Source organism: Ruegeria sp. AB9 (genome assembly GCF_056542585.1).
The window spans coordinates 38,386-54,748 of sequence record NZ_JBQGAA010000012.1; the positions used below are offsets into that span (position 1 = coordinate 38,386).

16 protein-coding genes are annotated in these 16,363 nt (G+C 56.3%); all 16 read right to left on the reverse strand.

Annotated elements, in window-relative coordinates; all coding sequences use genetic code 11:
• Nucleotides 1-145: 145 nt before the first annotated feature.
• Complete coding sequence (locus ACR0K5_RS19230) at nucleotides 146-1,615, reverse strand: SMODS domain-containing nucleotidyltransferase (RefSeq protein WP_480534046.1); 1,470 nt, start codon at nucleotides 1,613-1,615, stop codon at nucleotides 146-148.
• 12 nt (nucleotides 1,616-1,627) lie between these two features.
• The gene (locus tag ACR0K5_RS19235) at nucleotides 1,628-2,461 is read right to left on the reverse strand and encodes a hypothetical protein (RefSeq protein WP_480534044.1); all 834 of its coding nucleotides are present in this window, start codon (nucleotides 2,459-2,461) and stop codon (nucleotides 1,628-1,630) included.
• Between the two features lie 577 nt (nucleotides 2,462-3,038).
• Nucleotides 3,039-5,213: a type IV secretory system conjugative DNA transfer family protein gene (locus ACR0K5_RS19240; protein WP_480534042.1), complete on the reverse strand. Its 2,175-nt coding sequence runs from the start codon at nucleotides 5,211-5,213 to the stop codon at nucleotides 3,039-3,041.
• 99 nt (nucleotides 5,214-5,312) lie between these two features.
• Nucleotides 5,313-6,602, reverse strand: a complete 1,290-nt coding sequence (locus tag ACR0K5_RS19245) for a TrbI/VirB10 family protein (RefSeq protein ID WP_480534040.1) — start codon at nucleotides 6,600-6,602, stop codon at nucleotides 5,313-5,315.
• Nucleotides 6,602-7,426, reverse strand: coding sequence for a TrbG/VirB9 family P-type conjugative transfer protein (locus ACR0K5_RS19250; protein ID WP_480534038.1), 825 nt, complete (start codon nucleotides 7,424-7,426; stop codon nucleotides 6,602-6,604). Before ACR0K5_RS19250 ends, ACR0K5_RS19245 begins: the two co-directional genes overlap by 1 nt.
• Nucleotides 7,426-8,163 (reverse strand): VirB8 family type IV secretion system protein, encoded by a 738-nt coding sequence (locus ACR0K5_RS19255; RefSeq protein WP_480534036.1) that lies wholly within the window; start codon nucleotides 8,161-8,163, stop codon nucleotides 7,426-7,428. Before ACR0K5_RS19255 ends, ACR0K5_RS19250 begins: the two co-directional genes overlap by 1 nt.
• A gap of 159 nt (nucleotides 8,164-8,322) precedes the next feature.
• Nucleotides 8,323-9,402 (reverse strand): type IV secretion system protein, encoded by a 1,080-nt coding sequence (locus ACR0K5_RS19260; RefSeq protein ID WP_480534034.1) that lies wholly within the window; start codon nucleotides 9,400-9,402, stop codon nucleotides 8,323-8,325.
• A complete protein-coding gene (locus ACR0K5_RS19265) occupies nucleotides 9,399-9,785 on the reverse strand; it encodes a hypothetical protein (protein WP_480534032.1) in 387 nt (128 codons plus the stop codon). The genes ACR0K5_RS19260 and ACR0K5_RS19265 overlap by 4 nt, the downstream gene beginning before the upstream one ends.
• A complete protein-coding gene (locus tag ACR0K5_RS19270; protein WP_480534030.1) occupies nucleotides 9,785-10,543 on the reverse strand; it encodes a type IV secretion system protein in 759 nt (252 codons plus the stop codon). The genes ACR0K5_RS19265 and ACR0K5_RS19270 overlap by 1 nt, the downstream gene beginning before the upstream one ends.
• 24 nt (nucleotides 10,544-10,567) lie before the next feature.
• On the reverse strand, nucleotides 10,568-10,747 hold the full coding sequence (locus ACR0K5_RS19275) for a hypothetical protein (RefSeq protein WP_480534028.1): 180 nt from the start codon (nucleotides 10,745-10,747) through the stop codon (nucleotides 10,568-10,570).
• Nucleotides 10,744-13,185, reverse strand: coding sequence for a VirB4 family type IV secretion/conjugal transfer ATPase (locus ACR0K5_RS19280; protein ID WP_480534026.1), 2,442 nt, complete (start codon nucleotides 13,183-13,185; stop codon nucleotides 10,744-10,746). Before ACR0K5_RS19280 ends, ACR0K5_RS19275 begins: the two co-directional genes overlap by 4 nt.
• Before the next feature lie 6 nt (nucleotides 13,186-13,191).
• On the reverse strand, nucleotides 13,192-13,482 hold the full coding sequence (locus tag ACR0K5_RS19285) for a VirB3 family type IV secretion system protein (protein ID WP_480534024.1): 291 nt from the start codon (nucleotides 13,480-13,482) through the stop codon (nucleotides 13,192-13,194).
• Nucleotides 13,482-13,784, reverse strand: a complete 303-nt coding sequence (locus tag ACR0K5_RS19290) for a TrbC/VirB2 family protein (protein WP_480534022.1) — start codon at nucleotides 13,782-13,784, stop codon at nucleotides 13,482-13,484. The genes ACR0K5_RS19285 and ACR0K5_RS19290 overlap by 1 nt, the downstream gene beginning before the upstream one ends.
• Nucleotides 13,785-13,810: 26 nt before the next feature.
• A complete protein-coding gene (locus ACR0K5_RS19295) occupies nucleotides 13,811-14,449 on the reverse strand; it encodes a lytic transglycosylase domain-containing protein (protein ID WP_480631232.1) in 639 nt (212 codons plus the stop codon).
• Nucleotides 14,442-15,791, reverse strand: coding sequence for a DUF1173 family protein (locus tag ACR0K5_RS19300; protein ID WP_480534020.1), 1,350 nt, complete (start codon nucleotides 15,789-15,791; stop codon nucleotides 14,442-14,444). The genes ACR0K5_RS19295 and ACR0K5_RS19300 overlap by 8 nt, the downstream gene beginning before the upstream one ends.
• Nucleotides 15,788-16,282: a hypothetical protein gene (locus ACR0K5_RS19305; protein WP_480534018.1), complete on the reverse strand. Its 495-nt coding sequence runs from the start codon at nucleotides 16,280-16,282 to the stop codon at nucleotides 15,788-15,790. Before ACR0K5_RS19305 ends, ACR0K5_RS19300 begins: the two co-directional genes overlap by 4 nt.
• Nucleotides 16,283-16,363 lie beyond the last annotated feature (81 nt).

Genomic DNA, 16,363 nt, shown 5'->3' on the forward strand with positions numbered 1-16,363 from the left:
AGACATGGAGGTTCGGCACCTAGAGCGACAAAACGGAGGTTCGCTGCCGCCGCGATAGTCTTGGGCAAATTCTATTAGAGCGGATGTCCAATCAACTGATTTGTATTCAATAGGTCCGCGGTTCACCCGTGTTTGCCCCTAGCGATTACTCAATCACTACATAGAATGGCTCGCTGCGACTGACCTGAATGTTGTCGCGCTTACGAATTACGAAAGCTTCAACGAAGTGCACCCCACGATACTCGAGGCCTTCCCATCGTACACCTCCGCCATGCGAATACTCGAAAGTCCCGCGAAGTACGCCATTGCTCGACGCTTCATCACCTGTGTTGGTCACGCGCCACCGAACTTCATAGGTGTTTCTGTCTAATGGTAAGCCTGAAATAGTTGCTGGCACAAATTGAAGCCAGCGATCTTTGGGCACAATATTCCCACTTTCAACGTTTCGAATAAACGGCCCTCCTCGCGAAGAGTGCAGCTTCGCTGATACTTTCACAGAGAGCAGATGATTACCCACAGCCCTCCAAGTAGGCTGTTCTAGATAGGGCAAGTTTATATGGGACGATGGTATGGCCCTTTTTCCGAACTCTTTCACGAGATCAACAAGATCGCCGACAAACCCATAGACGGTTGAGATGGGCGCGTTCAGGTTTCTTCGAACATGATCAACCGCATTCGCGGTAACTGACTTAGCCTGAACTTCGCCTTCACTTTTGCCGAAGTCGTCGCCGAATACGCGCCGCCACTTTGCAATACTTGTGTTTCTGTCCGGCTCGTTGAACGCATCGTCAATCCACTCACGGTATTTTTGAACCTTGTTGCGAAAGTTTGAGTATTGATCTTCGCTCCAACATACGGAGAAATCTTCGCTGCTAAATGGGCTACTAACTTGCGGTTTCAGTGGGCGAACTTGAAGCCATGTGTCCAATCTCTCGAACATTGTTCTGAGCGCGCTCGGAGTGTCGGCAAAATCTGCGCTTCCTTTGTCGCCTTGTTGAATCTGGCCCGCGAGCAGAGTGGTCAAGCACACCGATGAACAAGTGAAAGTGGTTTTAATATCGCGGAGGTATTTTACTAGTCGCGTTACTTTCCTGAAGCTGTTGTTCCCGGAAAGTGAGTTTTTGTCCTTGAGCCACGTCGTAAACTGCTTGGGTTGCGTTTCCTCGAATTCGTCGATTTTTCGGTTGCAAACTTCTAAGGTATCGAACCCCCATCGGTTGCGAACGCAAGGTGCAATGTCGATGCGCTTATCACCAGCGTACTCAAGTGTTACGCAATAGTCGTATCTGCGGGTTTTTTCTCGGTACAAGCTGCTCGATCGAAAGACCGAATAAAGTTCGTCGACGTAGTCGCCAGCAGTCCATCCCTCAACAGGATCTACAATTGCGAGAACATCAGCGTCAAATTCTTTTTTGGGAAGAGGCTTGATGATCGTATGATGCGCCCAAGAACCTTGTGGATACCACTCTAGGTTCTCGGGTTCCCAATCGGAAGACTCCACAAACGAGTTCAGAGCTTCAGATGTGCTATCGAGACTATCTAACCGCGTGAGGTTTAAATTTACTGTATCTTCAAGGAATTCTTTAAATAGTCGTAGATTTTTCAATTGGTTCAAACTCTCTTCATTTTAGCCTTTTAGATACGCAGCCCATTGCGCATTAAGTTTGGATACTTGTGCCCCATAAACGAAAGGCACGACTTCTGGCGCGCTTTGTATGGCACTGGTGTAGTCTTCCAGTATGAGTAAAGCGTCCGCAGTGTTTACTGAATCTTTGCCAGCTTTTTTAGCAATCTCAATGCGACTCAGGATTTCACTGGTTTCGTTTGCGCATCGCCTGTGAGAGATCAAAGAACCTAAGACATCAGCTGATAGGACGAATACCGTTGCAGCGAAGAAAACACGAACCATCGTCATAAGGATATCGTTGTTCGCCGAAGGCACAAAAAACAGCGCGATTGCCAAAAACAAGACGGCATAGAAGGCCACAAGCCAAACCCACGCGTTTGCGCTCAATTTATGCAATTTTGAACTGTAGAATGCCGACTCTTCCAAGCAATCAAGCAACCTCAAAGGTCCCGGTTCAGCTTGCGTAGCGTAATAGTCCGCTTTCTGCGAGTTTTTAGCTTTATCTGCATCGACCGAAAACTTATCGATTAAGCGGCGTTTTTCCCCCGCTGATAAGTCTTCTCCGAGGCCGTTAACGATCAAAGCGGCGCGCCTAGCATTGTGTGCTGCGCTTTGCTTTTGGCAATAGCGATTGTTTGCAACCCACCACAAAACCAAAAGAGCAGCGTTAAGGCATGCAAGATAGTAGAGTGTCGAGGCGTCGTTTGTTACGATCGAAGCCATGGCTGGGAGTGTAACGACAAACCCGAGAACAAAAGACGCAATGCGCCACTTGCTAGATTCCTCATACCCTGCAATCAAATAACCAATCAACGCTGTTCCATCTAAACTCATTGTTCTAGCCTCAAATTGCTTTGACAGTCGTAGATGGATTCAACTTGGCAAGTTTGGATGAAACGGGCTCGCTCGATTTTGCGCCGCGATGGTTTCTTCCTGCCATATTTTGGCAACCCTGGACTGCTAGCGACCACATCTAGATAGTTGACGTACTTGGGGCGTCAAGAACAAAGAGCGAAAATTTTCACCTTTTTGCTGAAACACGCATTGGACATACATCTTAAGGGGTGTGCCAGATTGGGTGACGTTGCACTCTAACAGGAAGCTAACATAGGACGAATAGTTGGCCGTTCGATCGACAGCACCGCGCGGGTTGCGGTCTCAAAGCTTGGCGGCGTGCAGATCTCTCGTTGCTGTGGATCGATCGCGGCGGTGCTTCCCAAGACGTCGCCGACATCATACTCAGATGCACTGTACCTGAAAACTGCAAGTTCTGTTTTCTGCGCAAAAACGACATTAGAAATTACTTGTGCCGCTACTGCAGCGAGCGGCAGCTCTGTGGCCGACTATCCTTTGCCTTGTCCAACAAATTGCAGGCGCAGCGAAAGTCTATTTTTTTTGCCTTCTAACCAGTCTATGTCCCACGCAGCGAATAGCCACTGATCTTCACGTTTTCACCGCTGAACAGTGGCATTAGTCTTTTGATCAACTCGTCCGGTGAGAGCCGATGTGCCAGGTCGGCAAGTTCGGCCTCGCCGCCCGGGCTAATTGGTGCCAAGTTCAGGAGATTGCCAAGGTTGTCGGCAAAGCTTGGGGCTGTCACCGTTTCCATTGCTTGCTTTAGCTGGCGGTCTTCGGCCGTTTCTTCTTCACCGGCCGTCTCGCGCGGATCTTCGAAGTACCCGTATCCAGCCAAACCTTGATCAAGATATCCGTCAAATTCGGGTGGATCGTATGAGTTTGGTCCGGTGACAGCCGCACGCTGCGACAAAGGCGGTTTGGCGACAGGCCCAGGTTCTTCGGCCTCAGCCGATTTTGCCGACCCGGCACTTTTCAGGAATTCATCAAACCGCGTCACAACGCCATCCTTGACCGTGGGCACATCCGGCCAGGGCTTGCCCACTTGACTTTCACTCAGGGCTTTAAACCGATGGTCTTTATAATAGGACACCCTGTTTGTCCGGATCGGGAACATGCCCTTGCCGGTGATAATCACTTCTTCCTTGCCCAACCGGCCGATTTCTTCAGGGGTCAGTAACGCCCGGCTTTTCTCCGACCAGCTCTCAGAGCGGCCGGGTTCTTTCGACCAGTTGCGCCCCGATACGGATTTCTGCGTCACCGTCTTGTTGCCAAGCGCCTTGGAGAGCTTTTGCTTGGTTTCCTCGGAATTGGGCGTCAGCCAGACATGCAGATGCGAGCTTTCGGTCAGAATCTCTTCGCCCGCCTGCCCATAGTGTTCTCTGAGCGATGCCGGCGATTGCACAATCAGGCAGAGACGACCGCCATAGCCGGGCAGGGTGGTTACGGCATCGAGTACACCCTGCATTTTCCCCAGCGAATGAAACTCATCGATCAGAAACAGGACGGGCAGGAAATCCTCACCGGAGGCCATGAGCCGTCGACGCAGCGCGTTGATCGCGCACTGGATGAACAGACGCACCAAAGGCCGCGACACCTGTTTATGCGCCTCTGGGATCGAGATGTAGCAGGTTTGAGGTTCCCAACGCATCGATTCAAAGTCGAAGTCATTGGCCTTTGTCGCGCGAACGATCGCAGGGTTGCGCCATGCGTTCAGACCCCCACCCATCAGGACCGACAGATAGATGCCCAGCTGCTTGTTGTCCTGGCCCGCCATGCGCAGCATTACCCCTTTTGAGACCGGATCAGGCGCGCGTGGCGCAAGGGCGGCGAACATGCCCTTGTAATCCGGTATCTCATCATCGCCGCCCACTTCCGGCGTCAGCACCTGAAGAACCCGGCCGAGCGACGGTTCTGGCTCATTGCAGACGAGGGCCGCTGCGGCCTCAAAGATTTCCCGCGCATCTTCCATCAATGACGCCTCAGCGCCGGTTGCGCTCTTGGGGGCCAACAGCGCGGCGCAGATTTCCGAAATCCGCACGAGCCGGTCTTCCAGATCATCCATCGCCGCAATCTCAACCAGCGGGTTGAAACTGTGCGACCGGCCGACAAGGGAGCCGTCGGGATTGTTCGGAAACTGAACGTCGAAGGGCGACAGCACGCGCACCTTGTCGCCTTTTTCCAATCGCCGCCGCGACGTGGTTTCGAAAAGCTCGCCTTTGACATCATAGACGATGAGAGAGCCGGGATAGTCGAGCAGGGTGGGGACAACGATACCAACACCCTTACCGGATCGAGGCGGACCCGAGACCAGCACCGTGCCTTGGTCATCGGTATGGGCACGCAGGTGAGGGGCCTTTTTCTCTGGCTTCCCCAGCTTGCCCAGAACAAGCCCCCAATCGCTGATCAGACGCGCCGCGCGGATCTCTTTCGCCGTGGCCCAGCGAGCATCCCCATGCGCATCAGTCGCGGTCACGCCAAACACCATGCCACCGAAGAGATAGGCAAGGCCGGCACCAGTCATGAGGCCCAGCGTGATACCGCCCCAAAGTACCAGGTCCCAATCCTTCTGGTGAAGGCTGTTGCGCTGGCTGAGCAAGAGCCAAGGCCGCCATGTTTCAATATCGCCATTCACCTTCCAAGCGACCAGGAGTGCGGCCCAGAGCGGGATGCTGATGACGCCAGCTGCGATCGTGTAAGGCAGGTGGGTCTTTGCCTGTATGGTGCTCATGGCATTCTCCTTCAGGACAAGAGTGTTAAAGGGTGGAAAGCTCAAATACGCTGCGGGGCACAACCATGTTGCGCCCCGCCTGGAATGATGCTCAAGGCGTCACATATAGAGGTCTCGCGAAACGAACACGTTGATGTTCTCGCCCTGATTCACCCAGATTGTCGGCGGGATCGACAGGTATTCCTCAAAGGCATCCTGGCCGGAGTTCGCAAACCCATCTGTGCCGGTCGACAAATCGTTGTCGCTCAGAGTGCGATTTCCAAAGCTGGAAATCCCCGAGAAGATCGAGATAAAGAATGCCGCTTCAAACTTGAGGCCGAAGTGGTGCTGCACATTGCCCGTCAGACCGGCGCGGCCCAGACCATCGACGCCACGCGATCCGATCATGACAGAGCGTTTGTCAGTCGTGATCACCCGGTTCCAGGCCACCAGAACCCGGCGCTGACCAAGGGAGATATCAGACGAGTATTCCCCAATCAGCGTTGAGCCTTTGGGGATCAGGATGGTGGTTGCATCCGCTGACCACACATCCCGGCTAATGGTGGCTTTCAATTCACCGGGAAGATCGGACGATATTGCGGTATCCAGAACGCCCGGAATCACGGTGCCTTGGGTGATCAGACGATGCACGTCCTGCAACTGGGTCGCCCGCGCTGTCTGGACCGTACGAGACGCAGCGGCATCGAGGAAGTCATTGCCCGTTTTTTTGTTCGCATTGCCGCCATCACCGGCCCCAGCGGCGCTGCGCCCAAGGCTATTGGTCAAAGGCTGGGTCAACCGATCTTCTTCAGCCGCAACTGCATCCTGTACCGCATCGCCTTGCTGTGCCTGTTCAGACGCTTGGCCCGGTTCCGTGATCGGCCGGTTGGCCTGAATCCGCGCGAGCAGTTCCCGTTGCCGGCGCTCATCCGCAAGCCGATCTTCTTCCAGCTTCTTCAGGAACGCTTCAAGGGCCTGTTCTTGTCGCGCGGTGCGTTTTTCGAGCGCTTCGAGGGCCGCTGCGTCCAGATCCAAGGCGAGCGCTTGCGGGGCAGGCTCAGTCACAGATTCTTCTTCCTGCGCCGCTTTGATTAACTCGCGCAGTTCGGCCAGCTCAGCCTCAAGCAAGGCAACACGGGGATCTTGTTGTGGTTCGACCGGCGCCAGTGGTTGCGTCGGAACAGTGCCAAAGAGTTCACCGCCCTGTTGGCGGGGATCTGGTGTTTGATTGACCTTAGGAATGATACCGGCACGGCGACCAGCCTCATCACCGCCCAGATTGATCCAAAGGAACAACCCGAGAAACGCGATAAGACCGACAACGCCTCCGATCATGGGCCAGTTGATGCCGCGCTCCGGTTCCTCTAATCCTTCGATGCGATCATTTAGTAGCTTGTTTTGGTCAGACATCAGCGGTTCTCCCCACCTTGACCTGCATTGCGCTGTGACGTTGATGACGAAACCCTGCGCGGCTTGTTCGGGTCGCGGTTCTGGTCGATTTCATAGAGAGGGATGTTGAACACGCAGACCACATAAGGTCCGTCGCGAAGGACAAGGCGCGGATAAACTCCGGTCACAACAATGGTGCCGTCCGCCAGATCCGTTGAGTTGACCAGGCGTTCGCGCCCTTTTGCGTCCATGGCAAAGACAGCGGGTCGCACGCTTTGCTGCTTCAGGCGCAGATAGGTCTTGCGCCCGTCGTCAAAAGCGACTTCCGGACGTAGCAACCTGTCGCCGCCCGCACTGTATTGCAGATTGGCGGGCCGCCCGGTTGTGTTGAATGCGGCTTGGATGTTTCCGGCCTGTCGCGGTTTGAAGCCCTTTTTCTGATCCGGGTAGCTGAACCGATAGAGGAACCCGATATTATCAGGTGGACCGGCTTCATGCGCCTGAAGGAGGAATACATAGCTGCGCAGGTTGGTTTGCAGAATGAGGTTGCTCGCCTGCGAGGTGGCATGTTTGGCCTTCAGGACAAAGCCGTTGCCAGCGGTCAGGGGAATAAAGTCCCAGGTCTTGGGATCGCCCCGGACCTCATCGACCATCTGTTCACCATCCTGGAGGTGAATGCTGAGAGCATAGCCCCGTGAAACATCGATCTTGTACACCTCGTCAGGGTGATAGACGAGGGTGCGCACGCGCGCGTCCATGCGGGTTCCCCGTCCTTTTTGTTCAGCTGTGACAGAGGCCGCGCCAAGCGCCAGCATCACAGCCACAGTGCAAATTAAACGCAGCATTATCGCGCCTCCTCATCCAGTCGGTAATTGGCGACACAAAAGCCGGTTGGGTTGTTCCAACGCTCTTCCAGTGTCATGTTTCCGGTGCGGTCGAACTCGTAGCCCATCGTCACCACAAAGTTCCGCGTTGTGACCGGGGCACCCTGTTGCCGGCGCGCGCTTTTCGTGATGCGCAGTGTGGCCGAGTTTCCGTTGTTCAGCGTGACAGACCGAATGCGGACATCGACGCGGCCATAGCTGCCGTAGATGTTCATGGGGCTGTTGGGATTGTCTTCGTCATAGAGCGCGGCCAGATCCTCTGCGGCCCCGCCACAAGTTCGCCCATATACATCGGTCAGCCGTTCCCGCTGATCGTGCGCGTCATAGGTTTCCCGGTCGCGGGCATACTGGAACAACAGCGCCTGCGTGACATACTCGTCATCGTCCAGTGTCAGATCACCCAGACGGGATTCCACGTTGACCAGTCCGGTATGCTTGTCGACCGTCATTGTGATGGGCACGACCTGTTTCAGCGGAGCCAGACCCATGACGGCCGCAACGCCCATGACGCCAATCAGAGCGCCGATCCCGCCGACGACATATGCAATCCGCGCCCTGCGCCGCATCGAGAGATACATTTCATCTTCCCAGCGGTCGTGGCCTTCGTGAATGGTGGATGTATCAAGCAGGGGAGAGCCCTGATACTGCCCGTCAGGATTGAGTGGATCGGGCCTCAAATCTGCTGCTGCATGTTGCATCTGGTGACTCCTCGTCTGTTGCGGGGCCAGCCCGCCAGTGTTTTCAATTGGTTACGACACTTTCTGGGATCATTGAGAATTGGTTGGCTGAGTTCGCGTTCGACCCGCAGGGGAGAGGCAGCGAGGGAAGCCTCAATCAAACCAGAAAGTGCAAATTGATCAGCTTCTGCGCCGTCGGGCGTCTTCGGCCATGCGTTCAGCCCCGCGCCTTACAGAATCCCGAATGCGTTGGTTGTTTGCCTCTGTTGCGGATGGTTTGTCGGCTTCATTCACCGCACTTGCACGCTGATTGGAGACGTCGCCCAGGTTGTTGCCGCCAGAGTTTACTCCAGTCAGCTGGCCGCCAAGAAGCCTCGCACCGGTTGCACCTGCGCCTTTGATCTGAGACTCACCCAGGCTAAGCGCTGCGCCGCCGATCCGCTGTGCGATCATCGGGCAAATCAGCAGTAGGCCCGCTGTGATCCCGCTGATGCCTGCGAGCTTGAACATTTCCAACGGGATATCCGAGCCTGATGCCACTCCAATTGCGACCGCATCTGAAACGCCTTCCGTTGCAGCCAAGGCGATACCCATCACTCCAAAAAGCAAGACCTGAAACAGAACCAACATGGTAATGCCGCGCACCCAACCATTGAAGATTTCCGCCGAACTGCGGAGATAAGCCCAGACGGCCAGAACTGGGAAAATCGCAAGCAGGATGGCCAGTAGGACTTTGGAGGCGACAAGCAGAGCCAGTGCGATTACGATCATTATTAGGATTGCACCTGCTGCCAACAGTGCAAATAGGAGCACTCCGAGCGCATCGCCCGTAATGTAGTCCGCCACGCCATAAGATCCGATTGCCGTTACGATGTTTCTGAAAGACGTGTCAGCCACATCAGCAAATGCAGTGGCGACTCCACCGGCGTTGCCACCTCCGCCAAACTGACTGATGACTGTGTTGCCGACTTCAACAGGGAACTGGGTGATGAAGGGAAATATGTATTGGGTCCAGAGCGCTCCGCCCGATACCGCCAGATAGAAAAGTGTGAACCGAAACACGAACATTATGAAGCCGTCGAGGGAGAAGCTGCCTCGATACGCCGCCGTGACCGCCCAGACTGCCAGTGCTCCGCCGGCGAGAAGGGTCAAAAATTCAGCGCTTGGGGCGGCCAGTGCTTGGAACACTTGCTGCGACCCGCCATTGATAATGTTGTCAAAGCTCTGATCAGTGCCAACAAGGAAATCTCTGATGCTCATGACCCATCATTCCTCTTTCTGAATTTGCGAATGCAGTCATTGACGGCACGGTCGGCAGCGTAGAATGCGTCTGAAGCAAGCCCGTATTGTTCTGAGATTTCATCCACGGTCATTCCCAGCAGATCGTCATCAATCCCCACTGGAGCAGAAATGCGAAGATCTTTTTCTGGCATGGGTTCGTCAGAAGCAAAGGCCAACTCACACTTCTCTGCATAGGCGAACCTTACAGCTGCCGTTTCTCGGGTGAGGGTCGCGCGTTTAGCAGCAGCCAGGCGCGAGTTTTCGCGTTTCTCATCAGCCGTCAAAGCCAACACCGGTTGACCCGTTGCCAGCGATGTGGCGACGGTTGCTGCGATGAGGAGGGTGGTTGTGGGAAAGCGCATCAGTTTGATCCTTCAGGTCTGTACGCCTGACGGGCCACGATATCCTGCCCGCGCAGACGCTGGTTTACGATTGCGGCGTCCAGCTGACCTTGTGCAGAGAGGGTCTGCAACAATGTGGCGAGCATCATGCCATTCTCAATCGCTATGCGGGTATTCAGATCGATGCTAGCTTTCAGATCATCGGTCGCGGAAATCTGCTCACGATAGCCGTCATAGCGCTCCATCGCTTCACCGGCCCCGGCAAAGCCTTCCTCAGCAATTGCGAGCCCAGCCATGCTCGATCCAGAAACCAGATCATGTGACCGCGTGGCCGGATCTTCCGCTGAACGCCCCAACGCCTGCTGCCCGCTCAGCGGCTGGAAATCGACCTTCAGTGCTTCCATATGGTTGCTCAGGCGGCGGTTCACCGAATTGCCAGTCATCGAGAGCGTGGAAAGGGACGAGGATAGCTTGCGTGGTGTGATATCGCCGTTGAACAAGTTGCTGATTGTTTCGCGGGCACCGGTGATCGCATTGTGCGTTGCCCGGGCCTGGCGCAATTGCTCCTGAAGTTCCTGCAACTGCAGCAGCGCATTGTCGAGCATCTGCGTGTCTAGGCCAATCATGTCGCCCATAGAATTCAGCATCGCGAGCTGTTCCGCATGTTCTGTGACACTGTAGGTTGGGACACCTTGTGCGCTGACTGTGCCGGACGTCCCGACAAATCCGGCCAGTGCAATTGCAACAACCGCGGCGGTGCTTTTGAGAGTGGTCTTCATTGTCTTGTCCTTTCAGGGGAGGGGTCAGAGTTTGCCGGCGTTGAGTGGAAGGTTGGTGGTGAGGCCGGTTTGGGGAACCGGCTCTGCGTCTGCGATGTTGCAATTGGCCTTCAGTTCGCGGGGCGGATCGAGAGCATCTCCGGTAATGGTGCAGGCTCCGAGAAGCGGCAGGCTAAAGGTAACGAAAACAAACTTGCGGATCATTGGGAGGTCTCCTCAAGGGGCTTGGTGGTCATGAAGGCGTCGAGCCAGCCATCCTCGCCGTACTCGGCGCGCAGCTGGTCCATCTCGGCAACGCTGTCGCCTGTGGCGGACAACACGCGGTAGAATTGCTCGGGAAGCTCAAGCCGCGTCGAGACTACGGCTGATCCGTCTCCGTCATTGATCAACACCAGACGGGATTTGGGTGGCATGGAAGAAACAGCGCTGAACTCAGCCTCCGTCAGCCGGAACGCATCCACATAAGTTTTGCGGTCGGCCTTGGGGTTGGCAAAGAAGATGCGGTTTTCCGTCGACTGGATCAGCGTGTCCGAGATTGAGGATTTGGCCGCATCCGACGTTTCCTGTGTCATGAACACCAAAATGCCATCCAGCTTTCGGATGGTTTTGATCCAGTCCTGGATACGGGGGCCAAACCGGGGGTCATCAAATAACGCCCAAGCTTCATCAACACTGATGATCAGCGGTTTGCCTTCGGCCAGTTTGCGCTCGATCCGGTAGAACAGGTAATCCAGCAGAGGCAAACGAATATCCGACGCCTTGAGCAGCGCCGTCATGTCAAAAGCGGTCACGGCTTGATCGAGGCTGAAACTGTCCTCTGCATTATCAAACAGCCAGGCGCGACTACCGGTCCCATACCACTTGCTCAGCGCATCGAGCACCTGAACAGGCGCGTCAACATCGTCAACAGAGCGCAGCGTGTCGGCAAAATCCGAAAATGTGCGCAGGGCCGGATCACCAGACGCAAGGCGGCGCAGGCCAGTGGCAATCCGCCGTTCCTGTTCCGGGGTGAGTTTTTCCGCGCCGGTCAGGCGTTGAATGAAGCCCTCAAGCCATTCGATCCCAACCTCATCCGTGGCGACAGCAAACGGATTGAAGCCGAGATTCATGCCGGATTTCAGATGAAGGTATATGCCGCCTATGGCTCGAATGAAGGTTTCCGACCCCCGGTCTTTGTCAAAGGCGATCAGGTGCGGGTGTTCGGGTAGGCGGTAGCAGCTGGACATCAGGAAGTTGGCCAGCAGGGTTTTGCCTTCACCCGTTGCCCCAAAGATGGCCGTGGTTCCTGGTCCTTTGGATTTGTCAGAGCCTTCGCGGTGGAAGGAGAACCAATAGGGCGTACCGCCCAGCGTCCGGAACGCGGCAACAGGCCCGCCCCAACGCAGTCTTTCGCGTGATCCTGTCGGCCAGGAATGCAGGTTGGCAAAGTCAGCAAAGTTCTTGGCGGACACAAAGCGCTTTTTGGCTCGCGCCTGATAGGCAAAGTTGCCGGGCAGCTGCGCCCACCAGGCCGCCTCCAACCCGATGTCTTCGCGCCGGGTGCGCAGATCCGCGCCAGTCAGACAGGAATTCACCCGCGTGGCCGCATCTTCCAACTCTTCGCGGGTGTCACCGAGAACAGAAACAGTGAAGTGATGCCGCCCGATGGACATGGCACGGGAGGCAACCGCGTCGCGCGCCTCGTTCAAATCCTTTTGTAGCGTTTCCGCTTCATCGCCTGCATCTGCCATGCCTCGTTTGGCGTCACGGATCTTTGTCCCGCCTGATACACGGTCCATCGGCGCATAACATTGGGTGGCAATGAACTCGCAGCGTTCCCCCAGAAGCTCGTCGAACATGTAGTATTTCGACCGTTCCGGATAGGCGTTGACCGCAAAGACGGCCGCAAAGCGATCCTTGTCCCCGCCCGGCGACAGGCTGTGAACATGGTCTTTGCGGAAGGTGATACGCCCGTTGGGCACAGCATCCGCCAGATGGGTCCAGACCGACGGGGCCTTTTGCCAAATCCCGCTTTGCAGCATCGAGAGGTATGACAGCGTGCGCCTGCGATCGGATGCAGATCCGGACAAGCGGCGCGCGCCAAACACCGACAGATCGCGCCTCGCCTGTTCTGCGGCAACATGCAGGGCTTTGCGGTTCTTGGTGCGGGCGGCGCTGATGGCTGGATCTGTTGTTGCTGAGCGCAGAGACCGCAGCCCGGCATCGAGCAGGCGCTTGCCGCTGGTGTAAGGTCTGCGAACGATCGTCAGGAAGTGGCGCAACTCATAGGTCTCGTCTTGGTCCAGCTGGGCGCGATAGTGGCGGTCCAGATCTTCGGCAAAGCCGGGGCCTTTCACGGGGGGCAGCGTGTCGGCCAGGTTAACTCTGCTGCGGATGATATGGCTGTAGAACGCTGTCCGGTTGTCTTCAAAGCTGGAGGACAGCCGGGCGAGCGTATCATTGGCAGCCTTGATCGCCGTCCGATCAGCAGTTTCGTGGATGAACCCCTTGAGTTCCAACACCGCGACCAGATCACCGTTGCGCGTCGTGAACGTGCCGTCCTGCAAGAAACGCACGAAGGGGATATGCGTGGTCGCTGGCACCTCTCGCGCAGCGCGGCGCGCAGACGGCATGGCCTTTTGAATCTCGGGGTGCAAATGCATTTCGGGTCAGTCTCCGGCGTAAGAATTGCCGCCCCAGAAGGGCTTGTTTTTTGTGAACAGTTTGCAGTCAGCCATGGTGGCGATATGATCCGGCAGGTGCGGATCGACGCTCACAATCCAGCGGGCGGCGGCATAAGACGGGGCGATGGCGAGCAATCCCCAGAAACCCAAAAAGCCCTGCGTCATGATGAACGTCATAAGGGGGATGCTGAGCGCCACAATGTGGAACGTCATCGGCATCCCGGCCCGTTCGGAGGGCCGGGTAATCGCCTGAAATATTCGATTATCGTCGCTCATCAGGTCGCAAAGCCCTGAATGGCTTCGGCAATGCCAAACGCACCATAGAAGATGCCCAGCACGACGAGGATCACAAAGAAATGGCCCCAAGTGACCGGCACACGCGGGCTGGCGGCCGAGATACCGGCAAGCGCGATTGCAGCCCCGCCGAGCAGAATACCATTGGCACCGGTCACAAAGGTCCGGATCTGGGTCAGGATGGACACCGGGGCGTCAAACAATGACTGAGCCAAGGCCGGGCTGCTGAACGCCACGAGGGCCAGCGCGGCCAGCACGGCGACGTTTTGAGGGTTACGGTTCATATAGATAGTCTCCTGGGATGGGGTGTTCAGGCGTCGGGTGGGAACCCGGCCCTTTCGAGAACGGTTGCGACGTAGTGGGTGGTTTCCGAGTAGGGCGGGACGCCCTCATATCGTTCGACGGCTTTGGGTCCGGCGTTGTATGCGGCCAGCGCCAGTCGCCATGTGCCGAATTTCAGGAACATGGCTTTGAGATACCGCGCGCCGCCATCGAGGTTTTGCACCGGATCGTGCGGATTGACACCAAGCGCGGCGGCGGTGGGCGGCATCAGTTGTGCTAACCCCAGCGCTCCTTTCGGGCTGACTGCATTGGCGTTCCAGCGGCTTTCCTGATGAACCAGCGCATGAAACAGCGGCACCGGAACACCGTGGCGTTTGGCGGCGCGCTCTGCTTCATCGGCCCATTCGCCCTTGGCAAGCGAAGTTGCGTTCCTTGAGACGACCTGTTCAAAATTGCCGCCATCCTCATAGTGCAAGCAAACCATTGCACCTGCCCGGAATGCGGGTTCCAGGCAGGTGCGGGTGGGGGCGGTCGCACAAAGCAATCGCCCTCCACTTAACAGCGGGCCACCGCGACCCGCACAAATTGCGGCCTCGTCATTCTGCGCGAATGCCGGGGCTGCAACCGTTGTCAGAAAAACAAGAGATACGAGTGCGGCTTTAGCCATGGTCGCTTGCTCCCTTGGGAAGAATGGGGCTATCCCAAATCGTGTCGCGTTCATCTCCCGATACGCGGCGCTCATTTGCCGGTGATGGCCTCACACTCTGACCAGTAGCGCCCCCCTCCGATGTGCGTGAGTGATGGCTGGAGGGGGACGCGCCACGATCCGGGAACGGGCGCATCGGCCCATCATCGAACCAGCACCAACTCGGATACCGGCCTTCTTCAGAGGCGCTGGTGAGCAGCGCCAATGCCCGGGCGTCGTCGGGATTGTCGGCAACAAAGACGGCAATCGGATCGGGCGTATCCAGCAGCACAGCCGATGCGATCGGTGCGTCCACTGGCAGGTTGAACCGCATCTGTTTCTGGAAGGCGCGGCTCTGTTTGGTCAGCGCATTCAGCACTTCCAGTTCGCGCAGGCCTTCAAACGGGATCCAAGTGTCCGTCACTAGCATCATGCCGATTTCATGCAGAACCGGATAACCCGCCTTGGCGATGGAAAAGCTGGCGATCAGGATTGCATGGCCGGACCCCATCGCTTCAAGAAGCAGCAGCTGTTCCCCGAACACTTTGTCGAATTTCTTGGACAGGTCCTTATCGGCAAAAAACGCGCAACCGGGGGCGTGTTTGAAGATGAACCGCGCCCCGTGAGGGGTGATTTCTTTGTCCTTGTATTCCGCGACGACCAAGCCGAACGGGGTTGCGCCGCGACCAGCTGGCCGCAGGTTTGCAAAAAGCCGGTTTCGTCTGGCCGCAATCCCAGCCTTTTTCTCAGGCTTGAAGTATTCCGGCACATAGAGAATGCGGGCCAGCTCCTGACCCTTGACGATCTTCGCCGCCGCAGCCCGGCGCAAAGCATGGTGGATCACGCCCCAATGCCGCTTGCCTCCCATTCTGGGATACCACTTGCCCAGATCGGCCTCATGCCAGAGGTAGTGCAGGACACTGGTGATCGTCAGCTTGCATGGGGCAATCTTGGCCTCGGTTGGCTTCCGACCAGTTGCCTCTGGCGCATTGCGTGATTTGCTGTTCTTCCTCAGCGGAAAGCCTAGTTTGAGTATGGTGGTTCCGTCATCGGGATGTTCGGAGATGGCCGTCACCCGGATCTGCGCCAGTCCCGACAATTCGTCTGGCGGCAAGAATGACGAACAATTTACCGCGTGGTCCGGGCCGGTGCCGGGCATGCGTTTGACAATGAACCTGCCGCCAATGGCGGCGACATACATGAGAGCTGCCGGTTTGCGGCAGCGGCATTCAACGCGCGTACCTGACCTATGTGCAGTTCTCAGCGCGCGTTGTCCGTTTTCGCTATCGACCATCAGCGGAATGCCGTTGAGAAACAAGGTCATTTTGGCGCTCCGGGATTGCTCTGGAGCTTGTTGACAATTCCGTGATTGAGTTTGCGTTCGTATTGGTTTGAAAGGATTACGCTCGGTAGCCTTCCAAACACCGTACCTGGTGGATTGCAGGTCGCGGTTGCGCGGTGGGAATTCCGTCTGGATTTTACCGCGCGCTCTCTTCGGTGCAGCACCACATGCATCGAAGAGAGATCATCTCGGAGATTGCTGGGTATGGGTTCAGAAAGTGACGAGATATCGAAAGTTGGAGTTGCCGGTTTCGCGCCATTCAAAAACAGGTCAGCATATTTTACATAAAACGGATTACACGGGGCGAAGCCGTCCACCGTTTTTGCCGACATTGACATCCTGCAATCTTCGGAACCCACTAGAGGTTTCAAAGCTGGCCGAAGCGCGTGCTGGTCTACGGAAGTCAATGTGATTGACTCTGCCGCCGTGCTGTCCTTTTTAGGGACAGCATCAAGGTTTGCTGTTTTCTTCATCGTTACGGTTTTCTCTTGATGCGCGAGAATTGCCCCGGATGGCTTTGGGGCGTCTCTGGCCCTGTCAGTTGTTGGCGCAAC